We start from the raw sequence: 17,442 nt of genomic DNA, 5'->3' as shown, positions 1-17,442 counted from the left end.
GCCTTCTCGCGCCGGTCGCAGGCGATACCAACGGTTGTCGTCGGCCGGGCAAAGAGCGTGACGCATTGATCCGAGATGGACGAGTTTGAAACCCTTCAGCGGCCGCAACCCGAAAGCGCAGCCCATCATACGACGGCGCTGTTCCTCTCGCTTTATGTCCTGATGCTGGCTTTTTTCATCGTGCTGGTCTCCATGTCCTCGTTCGAAAAGATCAAAAGCCGTGCCGTGATGGACAGCCTGACCTCCACCTTCGCCTCGCTGCTGGCGCCCAGCGGCGAACTCACCGCCTTCGCCTCGAAAGAGGGGGATTTCCTCGCCGCGCAGGCTTTCCAGGAGCAGATCGGCGCCGTCTTTTCCTCGCCCATCCGCGTCGCCCGGGTGGAGGTCGTGCAGCCGGGCCGCCTCATGCGGGCGGTGATGGCCTCCGATTCCCTGTTCCTTTCGGGGACCGCCGAGATCCGCGAGGCCCACATCCCGCTCCTGGATCGCATCGTGGCCTCGCTCAGCGTGGTCACCCCCGGTCTGCACTACGACATGGAATTCCTCATCGGCAGCGTTCCGGCGCCGGACGGCCTGCTGGCCGTTTCCGGAACGCTGGAATCCACCCGGGCCGGCGCCTTCGCCCGGGCCATGTCGGCGCGCGGTGCGCCACCCGATTCGATCGCGGTCGGCGTGCGGCCGGGGAACCCCGGCGAGATCGTCATGCGATTCTTCGTGCGCCCCGCGGACGAGGTCCGCCTGGAATTCGACCGCGCGGCCCGGCGCCAGGAGGCCGGACGATGACCAGACTGGCGCCCGGCCTTGACGAATTTCCCGACGCCCCGCCGCCGAACCGCGGCTGGATGGTCATTTTCACCGACCTGGTGTCGTTGATGCTGACCTTCTTCGTGCTGCTGTTCTCGATGTCGAGCGTGCAGGTCGACCGCTGGAAGGAAATGGTCGATGCCTTGTCCGAAACCCTCAATCCGGCGCGCGAGAAGGTCGATCCGGTGCCGGTGGCGCCCTACAACATCGCCACGCTTTCCCTCAAGCGGGCCGTCAACCTCGATTATCTCGGCGCCGTCCTGGAAGACGTGGTGCGCCGGGATGAGGGATTGGCGCACAGCCGCGTCCTGGGCCTCGAGGACCGCCTGATCGTCGCCCTGGCCGGCGACCTGGCGTTCGAGCCCGGCGAGGCCGGGTTTTCGGAGCAGGGCCGGCAGGCTCTCTTCGTTCTTGGCGGGGTGCTGCGCAACGTGGGCAACCAGATCGGCGTCAACGGCTATACGGATTCCACGCCGCCCGGGGGCGCCTACGCCTCCAACTGGGAACTGTCCCTGGCGCGCGCCGCCACCGTCGCCAACGCGTTGAAGCGTTCCGGCTATGGCGAGGACATCGTCGCCTACGGCTACGCCGACAGCCGGATCAAGCAGCTGGCCGGCATGCCGGCCGGGCGGGTCGACATCGTCATCTTCCCGACGGTCGGAGACTAGACATGTCGGGACGACGCAACCGCTGGGCGCCGTTGTGGCTGGGGATGGGGATGTCCCTGGTCCTGGCCGTGGCGGCCCGGGCCGAACCGGTGACCGTCCGCGCGGCGCCGCACGAAGGCTTCGGGCGCATCGTCTTCAACTGGCCGACGCCGGTTCCCTATACCGCCGAATCCGAGGGATCGCGGGTGGTGATCCGTTTCGGCCGCCCGATCGAGACCGATCTGGGCGGGGTTGTCCGGGTGCTGGGGGCCTATGTGCGCGCCGGCGACGTCGGCGCCGATGGCCGCTCGGTGGTGCTGGCGACGGTGGGCAATCTCACGGTGCGCGCCTTCGATCTCGGCAGCGCGGTGGTGTTGGATTTGGTGGAGGCCGCCGCCCAGCCGCCGGCGAAGGCCCCTGGCGCGCCCGCCGCATCTCCGGCGGCGCCTTCTCCGGCAACGGCGGCGCGGCCGGCGCCGGCCGGCCCGCAGGGTGGCGAGGCGCTCGGCGTTCGCGTGGGCGAACACGAAGGTTACAGTCGCGTCGTCTTCGACTGGTCGCGCCCGGTCGGCTATACGGTCGACCAGGCCGGCGGCGCCGCCACGATCACCTTCGATCGGCCGGCGAGCCCGGATCTCGGCACCTTGAGGGCGCGGCCGCCCCGGTTCGTCGAGGGCGCCGAATCCGTCCTCGAAGGCGGCCGGCTGAAGGTCGTCCTGCGCACGCCGGCGGCCTCGCAGATCAAGCATTTCCGATCCGGCACCAAGGTGGTGGTCGACGTCATGGCTCCCGCCCGGGGAACGCCGCCGTCCCCCCAGAAGGCCGCCTCTCCGGCCGTCGCGGCAAGCGGCGCCGGGGCCGTTGCGCCGCCGGTCAAGGCTGGCGGCGCTCCGGTTCCTCCGGCGGCCGCGCCGCCGATGGCCCTGGCGGCCGTCAAGCCGCCGGGCAGCGCGCTGTCGCCGCCGCCGCCGGTCGCCGGGCGGCCGACGCCGCTGGTTCCGGTCGCCCCCGCTTCCCTGGCCGACCCGCCGGCACCGGAGGCCGAACAGCCGGCCGCCATCGGCACGCTGACGCCGACTCCGATCGGGCTGTCGAATGTTCCGGCGGGCGGGCCCGCCAAGGCGGCGCCGACGACCGCGCCGGCCGGCGCGGTGACCCTGCGCTTCGATTGGAACGAGCCGGTGGCGGCGGCGGTGTTCCGCCGCGCCGACATCCTGTGGGTGGTCTTCGACCGGCCCCAGAAGTTTGACGTGGCGGCGTTGCGGGCTGTCGGGGGCAACGTTATCCGCGGCATGGAGCAGGTGCCGGTGGAGCAGGGGGCGGTGCTGCGTATCGACACCGTGGCCGGCGTCAACCCCAGCGTGCGCCGCAACGGGCTGGCGTGGCTGCTGGACTTCGTGAAACAGCCCCTTCAGCCGCAGACCCCGATCGAGGCCCTGGCCCAGACCACGCCGTCGGCCGGCACCCGGGTGTTCCTGCCGGTTCCCGAGCCCGGCGCGGCGCTGGCGATCGACGATCCCGAGGTCGGCGACACCCTGATCGTGGTGCCGGTCATTCCCCTGGGATACGGAATGGGCGTGCCTTACGAATATCCGGAGCTCCGGCTTCTGCCGACCATCCAGGGGGTGGTCGTGCAGCCGGCCATCGACACCCTGCGCGTCCGCGCCCTGCGCCAGGGCGTCGAACTGACCAGCGGCGGCGGCCTGCAAATCACCCCGGTCTCGCGCGAGATGGCCGCCACCAACACCCTGGCCTCAAGCGGACCGCTGACCACGATCTTCGATTTCGAACGCTGGCGGAACCTCGCCCCGACGGCCTTCGTCGCGCAGAAGCACCAGCTTCTCAAGGCGGCGGCGGCGGCCAAGGAGCTGGAGAAGGAAAAAGCCCGCTTCGATCTCGCCACCTTCTTTCTGGCCCGCGGATTCGCCGCCGACGCGCTGGGCGTGCTCAATGTCATGGCGACCTCCCGCCCCGGCATCGCCGAGGACCCCCGGTTCCGGGCGACGCGGGGGGCCGGCAACTACCTGATGGATCGTCTGGCCGCGGCCGAGGAGGATTGGTACCACCCCAGCCTCAACAACAACGACGAGGCGACCTTCTGGCGGGCGCTGCTGGCTGCCCGCAAGGGCGACGCCGTTCAGGCCTCGCGCGTGCTGCGCCAGTTGGGAAGCGTGGTGCGCGGCTATCCCGATCCGCTGAAAATGCCGCTGGGCGTGACGGTGGCGCAAACGGCGGTCGAGGTCGGCGATACCCGCCAGGCCGCCCATTTCCTCGAATTGCTGGCGGTCGAAGACCCCAACCCGCGCCACCGGGCGCAGATGGCCTACGTGCAGGGCCGCATCGCCGAGCTGTCGGGCGATTTCGACGGCGCGATCGGCAAATGGGAGGAGACCGAACGGGGCGCCCACCTGCCCAGCCGCGCCAAGGCGGCGGTCGCGCGCACCGAATTGCTGCTGAAACTGGACAAGGCGACGCCGGCCGAGGCGATCGGCACCTACGAGAAGCTTCGCTATGTCTGGCGCGGCGACGACTTCGAATTCGGCCTGCTGCGCCGGCTCGGCCATCTCCATCTGGCGGCGGGCGATTATCGCAACGGCCTGCGAACGTTGCGCCAGGCCGCCACCTATTTCCGCGAGCACCGGGAATCGCCGCTGGTCACCCAGGAAATGACCGATTCGTTCGCCAAGCTTTATCTCGACGGCGGCGCCGATGCGCTGCCGCCGGTTTCGGCGATCGCGCTTTACGAGGAATTCAAGGAGTTGACCCCGGCCGGTGCGCGGGGCGACGAGATGATCCGCAAGCTGGCCGACCGCCTGGTTTCGGTGGATCTCCTGGAACGCGGCGCCGAGTTGCTCGAATCGCAGATCGAATTCCGCCTCCAGGGTCCCGAGAAGGCGCGGGTGGGCACCCGGCTGGCGGTGATCCGCCTCATGGCCAACGAGCCGGAACGGGCGCTTACCGCCCTCGACGTTACCGAAAGTCCCGGCCTTCCGGCCGATCTGGCGACGGCGCGCCGCTACTTGCGGGCCCGCGCCGCCGTCCTGGTGGGGCAGGCGGACAAGGCGCTGGCCCTGCTCGACAAGGACGAGTCGATCGAGGCCGAGCGCATCCGCGCGGACATCTTCTGGGCCAAGCAGGATTGGGCCAACGCGGCGCAGGTTCTGGCGCGGCAGGTCAAGGCGGCCGGCATCACGTTCAAGCAGCCGCTCGACGACCGGCAGGGCCTGGCGGTCCTCAAGCTGACCGTCGCCCTGGCGCTCAGCGGCAACGAGCGCGGCCTGACCCGCGCCCGCACCGACTTTGGTCCGCTGATGGCCGAATCCCCTTACGCCGACGCCTTCCGGCTCATCGCCAGCCCTACCGAAACGGGCGTGATCGACTATCAGACGGTGGCCGGAAAGGTCAAGGAAGCCGAAAACTTCCAGTCCTTCATGACCGACTACCGCGACCGCCTGAAGACCAACAAGCTGAGCGAGCTTTTCGCCACCAAACCCACCCCCCCGGCCAGCTGACGCCGGTCGGGCGGAGAGGGGCGGCGGGGCCGGATTCAGGCGCCGTAGCGGTCGCCGAAGACGAAAGCCTCGGTTTCCCGGATGCTCTCCTCCAGTTCGTCCTTCATCACCTCGTAGAGATCGCGCACGGATACCATGGCGACCGCCTTGCCATCGACGGTGACGGGCAGGTGGCGATAGCGGCGCACCCGCATGATTTCCAACGCTTCCATTTCGGAATCGTCGGGAGAGAGGGTGTCCGGATTGCGCGTCATGATGTCGGCGACGGTCGTCTTCTTCGGATCGAGGCCATTGGCGACGATCCGTCGGGTGATGTCGCGTTCCGTCAGGATGCCGGCCAGCAGTCCGTTCTTTTCCAGTATCAAGATTGCCCCGATATCGCGATTCGCCATCATTCTGGCGGCCTCCAGCGCGGTGCCGTCGAGCGGCAACGTGTGGATGCTTTGGTCTTTGACGACGTCAGGGATGATTCTCCGCATGATCGTAGCCCCCGTTCGTGTCGACGGTACCTCCCCACGGCTTACGAATGCCTATCGGAATCATGTGGGGGCGTCGCGGGACGACTTCAATGACACGGTGCCGGGGCCGGAGCTACGGGGCGGTGTCCCGGCCTCCGGGGGCGCGTTCGGCGCCGTCGCCGGGCGGCGTGATGCGGACCGAGGTGATCTGATGGCGCTGTCGGCGCAGGATCTCGAAACGGAAGCCGTTGAACAGGAAGGTCTGGCCGATGTCGGGGATGCGCCGCGTCTCGTGGAGCACCAGTCCGGCGATGGTGGAGGCCTCCTCGTCGGGCAGCGTCCACTCGAACTCGCGGTTGAGGTCGCGGATGGTCGCATCGCCGTCCACGATATAGCTGCCGTCGCCCTGCGGGCGCACGCCGCTGACCGTCACGTCGTGCTCGTCGGAGATGTCGCCGACGATTTCCTCGAGGATATCCTCCAGGGTGACGATGCCCATCAGGCTGCCGTACTCGTCGACCACCAGGGCGAAATGTTCCCGCCGTTCGCGGAAGGCCAGCAACTGGTCCAGCAGCGGCGTGTATTCGGGAATGAACCAGGGTTTGGCCGCCAGGGCGACGACGTCCAGTTTTTCCATGGCGCCGCTTCCCGCCTCGACGGCGCGAAAGAGTGCCTTGGTGTGCAGGATGCCGACGATGTTGTCCGGGGTTTCCCGCCACAACGGCAGCCGGGTGTAGGAACTGGCCAGCACCTGCGAGACGATCTCCGCGGCCGGCAGGTCGGCGTCGATGGTCACCAGGTTGCGGCGATGCACCATGATCTCGCCCACCTGGACGTCGGTCAGGTCGAGCACGCTGCGCAGCATGGCGCGTTCGTGGCGGATCGCCGCCTCGTTGCCGCTGTGCAGTTCGATGGCGCCGCGCAGTTCCTCGTCGCCGGCGCCCATGGCCTCGCCGCCCTGGATGTCGCTGCCGAACATCTTGAAGATGCCCCGCACGATCCACAGCAGCAGGCGGGTCGCCGGGTTCAGGATCGTGACGAGGACGTTGATGATGGGCGCCAGCGCCAACGCCACCGGACCGGCGTTGCGGATGGCGTAGGTCTTGGGCAGGATCTCCGCGAACAGCAGGATGAGCAAGGTCATGGCGATGGTGGCGTAGGCCACGCCGGCCTCGCCGAACATGCCCAGCAGCAGGCGTGTCGCCAGGGCCGAGGCCAGGATGTTCACCAGGTTGTTGCCGAGCAGCAGGGCGCTGATCAGTCGCGGCTTGTGCGCCTGCAGATGGCTGACGATGGCGGCGCTGCGGCTGCCCGATTGCTCCATCTGATGGACCAGGGCCCGCGAAACGGCGGTCAGCGCGGTTTCCGCTCCCGAGAAGAAAGCCGAGAGAACCATCAGGACGACGATCGCGGCGATGTATTCGATCATGGGGCTCGTTCCACCGGCAAACGGGGGGCAGTTGGCTCGGCCGGCGCTCCAACTAGGGTTATGGTCGGTCGCTCAACGCCACGTCGACGACGTCTCTGAGCAGGCCGGGGTCGACCTCCTGGGTGGTGAAGGCCTTGCCGATGCCCTGGGTCAACACGAACGTGGGCAACCTGTCGCGGACCTTCTTGTCCGACATCATGTGGGAAAGAAGGCGCTCCGCCGTCCACGACGGTTCGGCGATCTCGCCCACCCCCACGCGCAGGCCGCGCGCCTTCAGGTGCCGGCGGGTCCGTTCCAAGTCGGCGGCGGGGCAAAGCCCCATGCGGACCGAAAGGGCGGTCGCCATCACCATGCCCAGGGCGACGGCCTCGCCATGCAGCAGGCGCTCGCCATAGCCGCACTCGGCTTCCAGCGCGTGGCCGAAGGTGTGGCCGAAATTGAGCAGGGCCCGGCGGCCGGATTCCCGTTCGTCCTCGGCGACGACGGCGGCCTTGGCGGTGCAGGCGCGGACCACCGCCTCGGTCTGGATGGCCTTGTCGCCCCGGCAGAAGGCGTCGCCGTGCTGTTCCAGCCATTCGAAGAAGGGCGCGTCCTCGATCAGGCCGTACTTCACGGTCTCGGCGTAGCCGGCCAGCAGTTGGCGGGGCGGCAGGGTGGCCAGCGTGCCGACGTCGGCCAGGACCAGGATCGGCTGATGGAAGGTGCCGATCAGGTTCTTGCCGTGCCGGGTGTTGATGCCGGTCTTGCCGCCGACCGAACTGTCGACCTGGGCCAGGAGCGTGGTCGGGACCTGCACCACGTCGACGCCGCGCAGCACGATGCTGGCGGCAAAGCCCGCCAGGTCGCCGATGACGCCGCCACCCAGGGCGACGACGGCCGTGGTGCGCTCGATGCGCTCGTCGAGCAGCCGGTCGGTCAGGTCGCGCAGATGATCGAAACTCTTGCTCGCCTCGCCGGCCGGCAGCACGACGCTGAAATGTTCGATGTCGGCCGCGGCGAGCGAGGCTTCCAGGGTTTCCAGGTAAAGCGGCGCGACGGTGGCGTCGGTGACGATCACCACCCGCCGCCGGCTGATGACCTCGGCCATGCGCCGGCCGGCTTCCTTGAGAAGCCCGTCGCCGACGACGATCGAATAGGCGCGCGAACCAAGCTCGACGCCGAGGGTGGAGGCGACGGACGGGGCGGTCCCGTTTGCGCTCGTCATGCCGTTGCCCTCGTGGCGCCCAACTGTTTGGTCATGGCTGTCAGTTCCTCGATGATGCGGTCCGCCGTTTGGCGCGGCTTCTCGGCGCCGGTGTCGATGGTTATATCCGCCTCGGCGTAGATGGGATAGCGCATCTGGGCCAGGCGCTCGAGCGTGCCCATCGGGTCCTCGTTGTTGAGCAGCGGCCGGCCGGTCCGCTGGCGTGTCCGCCGGTAGAGGGTTTCGACGTCGGCCCGGAGCCAGATCGAGGTGCCGCGTTCGCGGATCAGGGCCCGGGTGCCGGCGTCCATGAAGGCGCCGCCGCCGGTCGCCAGCACGCCGGGTGGGGCGTCCAGCAGGCGGGCGATGATCCGCCGCTCGCCGTCGCGGAACGCCTGTTCCCCGTGCATCCTGAAGATTTCGGCGATGGTCAGGCCGGCCGCCTTCTCGATTTCGGTGTCGGCGTCGGTGAACGTCGCCTTCAGCCGTTTGGCGAGAATGCGCCCGATGCTGGTCTTGCCCGCGCCCATCAGGCCGATCAGGACGACGTGCCGGTTACCGGGAAGTGCGAGGGCGGAGGTCATTGCCGGAGAAGGGCTCCGGGACCGCTTGCCGCGTGCCGATGATGCCTGTCCGCCATGCGTCCACCGCTCGCCACGCCCCGTCGTTGAAAGCGGGGGATGGACCCGATACACTGCCGAATATTCGCCATAGTTAATGCCTAGCATAAACACAAATCTGGCCGATGTCATAGCGTGGCGTCGTCGAAGCCGATAGAGAAAACCTCCGCGCGGGCCGGCGTCAAACGAACGGGAGTAACGGAATGAAGCATTTCTCGCGGTTGGTCGTCCTGGTGGTTGCCGTCCTGGTGGTGGGCGGCGCCGTCTTCCTGGCGACCTGGGACATTCCGGCGCCCACGGCCGTGGTCGAGAAGGTCATTCCGAACGACCGGTTCCCCCGTTGATCCGATGACCAGGACCCTTCCCCGGCTTCTGCTCGCGGCCTTCGCGTTGACGGCCTTGCCGTCGGGCGCATGGGCGCAGGCCCCGGCCCAACCCCCCGACCGGGGCGGCCGGCCGCTGATGCTGGCGCCGCTGCCGCGCGTCGAGGCGCCCGCGCCGACCCCCGCGGGAACGCCCGCCGAACCGCTGTCTTCCGGCGGGGTTCAGGTTCAACCCCTGCAGGCCATCGACGCCGATTCGGTGGGCACGCTGTCGTTGGCCGAGGGCGGCTTCGGCGAGGCGATGTGGCGCGGCACGCCGCGCGCGCTGCTCGAGCGCCTGCTGCCGTACCTGCCCGTCGCCGTCGATTCGGCGGCGATGCAAAGCCTGGCGCGGCGTCTTCTGCTGTCGGCGGCGGTGCCGCCGCCGGTCGAAGGCGGCAAGAAGGGCAGCCTCCTGGCGACGCGCGCCGACCTGCTTCTGCGCATGGGCGCCTTCGAGGCGGTCGACGCCCTGCTGGCGGTGACCCCCAACCGAACCGAAGATCCCGCCCTGGCGCGGATCGAGGCCAATGCGCGCTTTCTGGCCAACGACAATGCCAGGGCCTGCGCCCTTGTCGCCACCCGCATTCGCGACACCGACACCGACTACTGGCAGAAGGCCCTGATCTTCTGCCAGATCCTGGCCGGCCAACACGCCCAGGCCTCTCTCGGCGTTTCCCTGCTGCGCGAGGCGAAGGTCGACGATCCGCCGTTCTTTGCCTTGGTCGACGCCCTGATCGCCGGTGCCGGCAAGGGCGGCCGCGTCGAGAAGCCGGCCCGGGTTCTGGACAAGATGCCGGCGCCGACGCCGCTGATCCTAGCGATGGCCAGGGCGGCCGGCGTGCAACTGCCGGCCGACGTCGTGGCGCTGAACCAGCCGGGCGTTCTCCGGGTGGTGGCGACCAGCCCGAACGGGCCGGTCGAAGTCCGCCTGGACGCCGCCGAGCGGGCCGAGGCGGCGGGCGGCCTGCCGGCCGAGACGCTGCGCCAGCTTTACATGGCCGTCGATTTTCCCGACGAGGCGCTGGCCAATCCGCTGTCGCGGGCGGAAGCCGGAAGCGGCCCCCTCAGCCGCGCCCTGCTTTATCGGGCGGCGCAGCTCCAGACCGTTCCGATCGCCCAGGCCGAGGCGATCGGCCGGGCATTCCAGCTGGCCCGCAAGGGCGATCGCCAGGCGTCGGCGGCGCGCGCGTTCATGCCCATCCTCAAGCGCATTCCGCCGTCGGCCGAGCTGATCTGGTTTGCGCCCGAAGCCGTCCGCGCCTTTCTCCTGGGCGGCGAGGTCGAGATGGCCAAATCGTGGTTCGGCGTTCTGCGCGCCAGCGCGCTGTTCAATCCCGAATCCGCCGCGGCGGTGACGGCGCTGCGGCCGATCCTTCGGCTGGCCGGCTCGGCCGAGGCGGCGGATTGGAAGCCCGAGGAGCTTTCGGCCTGGTGGACCGACGCCAGGAAGACCGAAAACGGACGCAGCAAGGCCGGCCTTCTGCTGAGCCTGTTCGACGCCTTCGGCGAACCGCTGCCCGACGACCTGTCTGCGGAGTTGTTGGACGAACCGGACCGGCTCATGGCGCCGGTTCCCGAGCCGCCCCTGTGGTTCCGCCTGCGCGGCGCGGCGGCGGCGGGACGGATCGGCGAAACCGTCCTGCTGTCCCTGGTGACGCTGGGCGACGAGGGGCCGGCGGCGGTCGACCCGATGGCGCTGCGCGACGTCCTGAGCCGGCTTCGCGCCGTCAACCTCGAAGCCGACGCCCGGGCGCTCGCCGTCGAAGCGGCCCTGGCCGCCGGCCTATGAAGGCGCCGGCCCGGGTGGGACGGCCGCCCCGGCCGGCCGAGGCGCCCGGCTCGCGGCGGGTCGAGGCGTTCCTGGAAATGATGGTGGCGGAACGCGGCGCCTCGCCCAACACGCTGGATTCGTATCGCCGCGACCTTACCGACTTCGCGGGCTTTCTTGCCGGCCGCCGACGCCTGCCCGAGGATGCCGACGCCGCCGATGTGCGCCGCTACCTGGCCGGGCTGGCGGCGGCCGGCCTGTCGGCCCGCACCGGCGCCCGCCGGTTGTCGGCCCTGCGCCAATTCTTCCGCTTTCTCTACGGCAACGGCGAGCGGAGCGACGATCCCTCGGCCACCATCGACGGACCGCGCCTGGGCCGGCCGCTGCCGAAATATCTGAGCGAAGCCGAGGTCGACAGCCTGCTCGTGGCCGCGCACCGGCGCGAGGATGCCGAGGGACTGCGCCGCGCCGCCCTGCTGGAGGTGCTCTACGCGACCGGCCTCAGGGTCTCCGAACTGGTCGGGCTGCCGTTGTCGGCGGTGTCCCGCGACGGGCGGGTCCTGATCGTGCGGGGCAAGGGCGGCAAGGAGCGGATGGTGCCCCTCAGCGACCCGGCGATGGCGGCCATCGACGCCTACAAGGCGGTGCGTGGCGCCTTCATCGCAAAGGGCAGGGCGCGGGCCGCCGTCTCGCGCTGGCTGTTCCCGTCGCGCGCGCGGGCCGGCTACCTGACGCGCATGCGCTTCGCCCAGATCCTTAAGGAACTGGCCGCCGAGGCCGGGCTCGACGGCCGACGCGTTTCGCCCCACGTCCTTCGCCATTCGTTCGCCAGCCACCTGCTGGCGCATGGGGCGGACCTGCGCTCGCTGCAGCAGATGTTGGGGCATGCCGACATTGCGACCACCCAGATCTATACCCATGTGCTGGAGGAGCGGATGAAGGCCTTGGTTCGCCAGGCCCATCCCCTGGCCTCGGCCCGCTGACGGCGGTTTCGGGGGGGCGTTCCAGCATGCGAAATAACGCCTAGTGAGGGGCGGGGGTAGACGTTATAAAGGCCCCTCACGCGAGTAGAGGGCGCCCGCAAGACGGAAAACATCACAATCTGCTCGCGTTTGATCCAGACTTTCCCTGACGTTTCTTCCGGGAGGAGAAATCATGAGCTTTAAAATTGTCGAACAGTGCACGCCGCGTCTGAACCGTACCGAATTCGCGGTGCCCGGGTCCAACCCGAAATTCATCGAAAAGGCCGCATCGAGCAAGGCCGACGTGGTGTTCCTCGACCTCGAGGACGCGGTGGCGCCGGACGATAAGGTGCAGGCCCGCAAGAACGTGATCGCCGCCTTGAACGATCTGGACTGGAGTGGCAAGACCATTTCGGTGCGCATCAACGGCCTCGATACCCACTTCATGTACCGCGATGTCGTCGACATCATGGAGCAGGCGCCCGGCAAGGCCGACCTGTTCATGATCCCCAAGGTCGGCACCGCGGCCGACGTCTATGCCGTCGACATGCTGGTCACCCAGTGCGAAATGGCGATGAAGCTCACCAAGCGCATCGGCTTCGAGCTGATCATCGAGACCGCGCTCGGCATGGCCAACGTCAACGAGATCGCGGCGGCCAGCAAGCGCAACGAATCGCTGCACTTCGGCGTTGCCGACTACGCCGCCTCGACCAAGGCCCGGACCACCAAGATCGGCGGCCCGAACCCGGCCTACCATGTGCTGACCGATCCCGACGACAAGGGCGGCCGCGAGATCCATTGGGGCGACATGTGGCACTATGCCATCGCCCGCATGGTGGTTGCCGCGCGCGCCAACGGCTTGCGCCCGATCGACGGCCCCTTCGGCGATTTCTCCGACCCCGACGGCTACAAGGCCCAGGCCAATCGCGCCTCGGTCCTCGGCTGCGAGGGCAAGTGGGCGATCCATCCGAGCCAGATCGACATCGCCAACGAGCTGTTCAGCCCGTCGGAAAAGGAAGTCAGCCAGGCCAAGCGCATCCTGGCGGCCATGGAACAGGCCGCCAAGGAAGGCAAGGGCGCGGTGTCGCTCGACGGCCGCCTGATCGACATCGCCTCGATCAAGCAGGCCCAGAACCTGGTGCAGAAGGCCGAACAGGTTTCCGGCCACAAGTAATCTCTGCACGACGGAATGTCCGGCGGCGTCCTTGGGCGCCGCCGGATGCTTTTTTGGGGGACCCGCCCAACGGCGAATGGCAGAATTGGCTTCGTTCCTCCGGGGATGCCGTGGTAGGAAAGCGCCATGCACAACTACCTGGATTTCGAAAAGCCCATTGCCGAACTCGAAGGCAAGATCGAGGAATTGCGCCACCTGACGGGTGACGGCGAGCTCAATATCGCCGACGAGGTGGGCAAGCTTCAGGGCAAGGTCGACAAGCTGCTGTCGCAGATCTACGCCAAGCTGACGCCCTGGCAGAAGACCCAGGTGGCGCGCCACCCGGATCGTCCCAACACGGCCGACTACATCGGCGCCCTGGTCGCCGATTTCACGCCGCTGGCCGGCGATCGGCTGTTCGCCGAGGACACCGCCATCGTCGGCGGCCTCGGCCGTTTCCGCGGTCACTCGGTGATGGTGATCGGCACCCAGAAGGGCCGCGAGACCGAGGGGCGCATGAAGCACAACTTCGGCATGGCGCGCCCCGAGGGCTACCGCAAGGCGCAGCGTCTGATGAAGATGGCCGAGCGCTTCGCCCTGCCGGTCGTCACGCTGATCGACACCCCCGGCGCCTTTCCCGGCATCGACGCCGAGGAGCGCGGCCAAGCCGAGGCCATCGCCAGAAGCATCGAGACCTGCCTGTCGCTGCACGTGCCGCTGGTCAGCGTCGTCGTCGGCGAGGGGGGGTCCGGCGGCGCCGTGGCGCTGGCCGCCGCCAACGCCGTGCTGATGCTGGAGCACGCTGTCTATTCGGTGATCTCGCCCGAGGGCTGCGCCTCCATCCTGTGGCGCAACAACGAGCAGGCGGCGGAAGCCGCCGACGCGCTGAAATTGACCGCCCAGGACTTGAAGCGCCTGGCCGTGATCGACGACATCATCCCCGAACCGATGGGCGGGGCGCATCGCGGAGCGGCGGAAACCATCGAGAACGTCGGCAAGGCCCTGGAGGGCGCGCTCGAGTCCTTCGCCGGCATGGAACGCGGCGCCATCAAGGCCAAGCGCCGCCAGAAGTTCCTCGACATGGGCAAACTCGGCCTGAACTAATTTCGGTGACATAATTTCGTTGACAGTGCACTTAATTCGACGGCACCACCCATTCCAGGTGATCACAATCGTTGCCGCGAATTAAGTGCACTGTCACCGAAATAGGCGTGGACCGCGCTTGGCCGGTTTCAGCGCGCGGCCGGTGCGGGCCTCCAGGTCGGCGAGAAAGCGCTCATCACCCAGCGGCCGGCCGATGCTTTCGGCCCGGCGCAACCGCTCGGTCGCCTCGGCGTCGGCGTCGCGGCCGATGAAGGTCTTGAAATCGGGGAAGCGTTCGAGCACCGGCGCCACGGTGGTCAGGCCGTCCGAGCGCCCGGCCAAATGTGCGTGCACGCTCGACCACGGCCAGTCCTGCGGGCGCGGGGCGAGGCAGGCCCGCACCGGATTGAAGGCGACATAGCGCAGCGCCGCCGCCAAGTGCTCCTCGTCCATGGCCACGGCGCCGAACCGCCCCTGCCAGAAGTGGCCGGTCGACTTGAGGCGGGCATGAACGTGCCCGGCGTAGCGGCGATGCACCGTCGCCAGGGCGCGGCGAAGCCCGTCCTCGTCGGCCGGCACCAGGATCAGGTGCACGTGGTTGGGCATCAAGACCCAGGCCCACACCTCGACCCCGGCGGCGGCGCAGGACTCCGCCAGCAGATCGCGATAAAGCCGGTAGTCGGCGTCAGAAAAGAAGGTGCGCGCCCGGCCATTGCCGCGCTGCGTCACGTGGTGCGGTAGGCCGGGAACGACGAGGCGGGCGAGGCGGGCCATGCCTTGAGGCTAATCGGCGCCGGTGCCGCAGTCAATTAAGTGCACTGTCACCGAAATAGCATCATCCACCGGTCCCAAACGGCGTGCACGGAAGTCGGGGTATCCCCATCTGTTGGTTCAGTCTGCCACAGGGAAGGGGATCTCATGCCGTTCAACGAACGATCGAAACACATCACCCAGGGGGTCGAACGCTCGCCCAACCGGGCGATGTACTATGCCATGGGCTACGAGAAGGCCGACTTCGACAAGCCGATGATCGGCATTGCCAACGGCCATTCCACGATCACACCCTGCAACTCCGGGCTTCAGCCTTTGGCCGATGCCGCCGTGGCGGCGATTGCGGCGGCCGGCGCCAACCCGCAGACCTTCGGCACGCCGACCATCTCCGATGGCATGTCGATGGGCACCGAAGGCATGAAGTATTCGCTGGTTTCGCGCGAGGTGATCGCCGACTGCATCGAAACCTGCGTGCATGGCCAATGGATGGACGGCATCCTGGTGATCGGCGGCTGCGACAAGAACATGCCGGGCGGCATGATGGCCATCGCGCGGGCCAACGTGCCCGGCATCTTCGTCTATGGCGGCACCATCAAGCCGGGCCGCTGGAAGGAAAACGACCTTTCCATCGTTTCCGCCTTCGAGGCTGTTGGTGCCTATCGGGCAGGACGCATGAGCGAGGCCGATTTCGAGGGGATCGAGCGCCACGCCTGTCCTTCCACCGGCTCGTGCGGCGGGATGTATACCGCCAACACCATGAGCGCATCGTTCGAGGCGCTGGGCCTGTCGCTGCTCGGATCCTCGACCATGGCCAATCCCGAAGCCGAAAAGGCGCAAAGCGCGGCGGCCTCGGCGCGTGTTCTGGTCGAGGCGGTCAGGCACGGCATCAAACCGCGGGACATCATCACCCGCCAAGCCATTGAGAACGCCGTGGCCTTGATGATGGCGATCGGCGGCTCCACCAATGGCGTTCTTCACTACCTGGCGATCGCGCATGCCGCCGAGGTGGAATGGACGCTCGACGATTTCGAGCGCGTCCGCCGCCGGGTGCCGGTGATCTGCGACCTGAAACCTTCCGGCCGTTACATGGCGACCGATCTGCACCAGGTGGGCGGCATCCCGCAGGTGCTGAGACTTCTGCTGAACGCCGGCCTGATCGACGGCAATTGCCTGACCATCACCGGGCGCACGCTGGGCGAAGAACTGGCGTTGGTTCCCGACGCCCCGCCAGTCGGGCAATCGGTCGTCCGTCGGCTCGACGACGCCCTCTATGCGGAAGGGCACTTGGCCGTTCTCAGGGGCAACCTTGCGCCAGATGGGGCGGTCGCCAAGATCAGCGGTTTGAAGAACCCGGTCATGCAGGGGCCGGCCCGGGTGTTCGAAGACGAGTCCTCGGCGATGGAGGCCATCCTCTCGGATCAAATCAAGCCGGGCGACATCCTGGTGCTGCGCTATCTCGGCCCGCGGGGCGGTCCCGGCATGCCCGAGATGCTGGCCCCCACCTCCGCCCTGGTCGGCCGCGGCCTGGGCGAAAGCGTCGGCCTCGTCACGGACGGGCGCTTCTCCGGCGGCACCTGGGGCATGGTCGTCGGCCATGTCGCGCCGGAAGCGTATGACGGAGGATCGATCGCCCTTGTTCAGGAAGGCGACCCGATCACCATCGACGCGCACAAGCAACTGCTGCAACTCGATGTCGGCGGTGACGAACTGGCGAGGCGTCGGCAAGCCTGGCGCCAGCCGCCGCCACGCTACAGCCGCGGCGTGCTGGCAAAGTTCGCCCGGCTGGCGCGGTCGGCCAGCGAAGGAGCCGTCACCGACTAGAAGCTTCTTGCCCTAGAACCCGTATAGTTCGGCCGGATTGTCGACCAGGATGCGCTGGCGGGTCTTCTCGTCGTCGACCCACTCGGCCAGCAGGTCCATGGTGGCGGCATGGGCGAGCGGGTTTGCCTGGCCGGGGTGCGGCCAGTTGCTGGCCCACAGCATGCGCTGCGGGTAGGCCTTGGCCAGGTGCCGGGCCTCGGGCCGCACGTCCTCGAAGGCCGGGGCGCCGGTGGCGGACGATTCATAGGGGGCCGACAGCTTGACCCAGCAGCGGCCGCCCTCCAGCAGGCGCAGCAGCACCTTGAAGGCCGGATCGTCGACCGTCACCGGCGGCGTGAAGCGGCCGACGTGGTCGACCACCAGGGTGCCCGGCAGGCGCTTCAGCAGGGCCTCGCGCTCGGGCAGTTCGCGGCCGTTGAGTTGAAGCTGGATGTGCCAGCCGAAGGCGTGCACGCGGGCCGCCACCTCCTCGATGATCTGCCACGGCACGGCGCCGCCCGGCAGCATGTGGAAGCGGGCGCCGCGCACGCCCAACCCGTTCAGGCGGTCGAGCTCGCTCTCCGGCGTCGTCTCGTCGACCACCATGACGCCCCGCGCGTTGGCGCCGAAGGCGGCCATGGCGGCGAGCTGGCAGGAATTGTCGCGCCCATAGGCGGTCGGCTGGATGGCGACGACGCGCGTCAGCCCCAGGACCTTCTGCACCTCGCGGTAATCCTCGACCCAGGCGTTGGCGGGCGCGGTCTTTCCCGGCACCATGGGGAACTTGGGGCTATAGAAGTGCATGTGGGTGTCGCAGGCCCCCGCCGGGGCGGCGAACCTGGGACGGGCGAAGTCGGACGCGGCCATGGTTTTTTCTCCTTCTTGAA

General features: G+C 68.4%; 15 protein-coding genes. 9 read left to right on the top strand and 6 right to left on the bottom strand.

The window, feature by feature from the left end; all coding sequences use genetic code 11:
• The first annotated feature begins 75 nt into the window (after positions 1-75).
• Genes ODR01_RS11735 through ODR01_RS11725 form a run of 3 tightly spaced genes read left to right on the top strand, consistent with a single transcriptional unit; the run spans position 76 to position 4,963 of the window.
• Positions 76-783 (top strand): flagellar motor protein MotB, encoded by a 708-nt coding sequence (locus ODR01_RS11735; protein WP_316977846.1) that lies wholly within the window; start codon positions 76-78, stop codon positions 781-783.
• Complete coding sequence (locus tag ODR01_RS11730) at positions 780-1,472, top strand: OmpA/MotB family protein (RefSeq protein WP_316977845.1); 693 nt, start codon at positions 780-782, stop codon at positions 1,470-1,472. The genes ODR01_RS11735 and ODR01_RS11730 overlap by 4 nt, the downstream gene beginning before the upstream one ends.
• Positions 1,473-1,474: 2 nt before the next feature.
• Entirely contained in the window at positions 1,475-4,963 is a 3,489-nt protein-coding gene (locus tag ODR01_RS11725) for a tetratricopeptide repeat protein (RefSeq protein WP_316977844.1), read from the top strand.
• Between the two features lie 35 nt (positions 4,964-4,998).
• Here ODR01_RS11725 and ODR01_RS11720 read toward each other — a convergent pair whose 3' ends face one another.
• From ODR01_RS11720 to ODR01_RS11705, 4 genes are all read right to left on the bottom strand, one after another.
• On the bottom strand, positions 4,999-5,442 hold the full coding sequence (locus tag ODR01_RS11720) for a CBS domain-containing protein (RefSeq protein ID WP_316977843.1): 444 nt from the start codon (positions 5,440-5,442) through the stop codon (positions 4,999-5,001).
• A gap of 112 nt (positions 5,443-5,554) precedes the next feature.
• Positions 5,555-6,850: an HlyC/CorC family transporter gene (locus tag ODR01_RS11715; RefSeq protein ID WP_316977842.1), complete on the bottom strand. Its 1,296-nt coding sequence runs from the start codon at positions 6,848-6,850 to the stop codon at positions 5,555-5,557.
• A gap of 58 nt (positions 6,851-6,908) precedes the next feature.
• Positions 6,909-8,054 carry a 3-dehydroquinate synthase gene (aroB, locus tag ODR01_RS11710; RefSeq protein ID WP_316977841.1) on the bottom strand — a complete coding sequence of 382 codons (1,146 nt, stop codon included), beginning with the start codon at positions 8,052-8,054 and terminating at the stop codon, positions 6,909-6,911.
• Positions 8,051-8,617 carry a shikimate kinase gene (locus tag ODR01_RS11705; RefSeq protein WP_316977840.1) on the bottom strand — a complete coding sequence of 189 codons (567 nt, stop codon included), beginning with the start codon at positions 8,615-8,617 and terminating at the stop codon, positions 8,051-8,053. The genes aroB and ODR01_RS11705 overlap by 4 nt, the downstream gene beginning before the upstream one ends.
• 239 nt (positions 8,618-8,856) lie before the next feature.
• Here ODR01_RS11705 and ODR01_RS11700 point away from each other — a divergent pair, with 239 nt between their 5' ends.
• From ODR01_RS11700 to ODR01_RS11680, 5 genes are all read left to right on the top strand, one after another.
• Complete coding sequence (locus ODR01_RS11700) at positions 8,857-8,997, top strand: hypothetical protein (protein WP_316977839.1); 141 nt, start codon at positions 8,857-8,859, stop codon at positions 8,995-8,997.
• 4 nt (positions 8,998-9,001) lie between these two features.
• Positions 9,002-10,807: a hypothetical protein gene (locus ODR01_RS11695; RefSeq protein WP_316977838.1), complete on the top strand. Its 1,806-nt coding sequence runs from the start codon at positions 9,002-9,004 to the stop codon at positions 10,805-10,807.
• The gene (gene xerD, locus ODR01_RS11690) at positions 10,804-11,769 is read left to right on the top strand and encodes a site-specific tyrosine recombinase XerD (RefSeq protein ID WP_316977837.1); all 966 of its coding nucleotides are present in this window, start codon (positions 10,804-10,806) and stop codon (positions 11,767-11,769) included. Before ODR01_RS11695 ends, xerD begins: the two co-directional genes overlap by 4 nt.
• A 172-nt stretch (positions 11,770-11,941) precedes the next feature.
• Positions 11,942-12,922 carry an HpcH/HpaI aldolase/citrate lyase family protein gene (locus tag ODR01_RS11685; RefSeq protein ID WP_316977836.1) on the top strand — a complete coding sequence of 327 codons (981 nt, stop codon included), beginning with the start codon at positions 11,942-11,944 and terminating at the stop codon, positions 12,920-12,922.
• Between the two features lie 126 nt (positions 12,923-13,048).
• Complete coding sequence (locus ODR01_RS11680) at positions 13,049-14,005, top strand: acetyl-CoA carboxylase carboxyltransferase subunit alpha (protein WP_316977835.1); 957 nt, start codon at positions 13,049-13,051, stop codon at positions 14,003-14,005.
• A 93-nt stretch (positions 14,006-14,098) separates the two neighbouring features.
• Here ODR01_RS11680 and ODR01_RS11675 read toward each other — a convergent pair whose 3' ends face one another.
• The gene (locus ODR01_RS11675) at positions 14,099-14,758 is read right to left on the bottom strand and encodes a transposase (protein WP_316977834.1); all 660 of its coding nucleotides are present in this window, start codon (positions 14,756-14,758) and stop codon (positions 14,099-14,101) included.
• 144 nt (positions 14,759-14,902) lie between these two features.
• On the opposite strand from ODR01_RS11675, the gene ilvD reads away from it, so the two are divergent.
• A complete protein-coding gene (gene ilvD / locus ODR01_RS11670; RefSeq protein ID WP_316977833.1) occupies positions 14,903-16,576 on the top strand; it encodes a dihydroxy-acid dehydratase in 1,674 nt (557 codons plus the stop codon).
• A gap of 12 nt (positions 16,577-16,588) precedes the next feature.
• Here the strand turns inward: ilvD and ODR01_RS11665 are convergent, their stop codons facing one another.
• Positions 16,589-17,422 carry an amidohydrolase family protein gene (locus ODR01_RS11665; RefSeq protein WP_316977832.1) on the bottom strand — a complete coding sequence of 278 codons (834 nt, stop codon included), beginning with the start codon at positions 17,420-17,422 and terminating at the stop codon, positions 16,589-16,591.
• Positions 17,423-17,442 lie beyond the last annotated feature (20 nt).

It is taken from the genome of Shumkonia mesophila, assembly GCF_026163695.1.
Lineage (GTDB): Bacteria > Pseudomonadota > Alphaproteobacteria > Rhodospirillales > Shumkoniaceae > Shumkonia > Shumkonia mesophila.
This window is presented reverse-complemented; position numbering and strand designations above follow the sequence as displayed.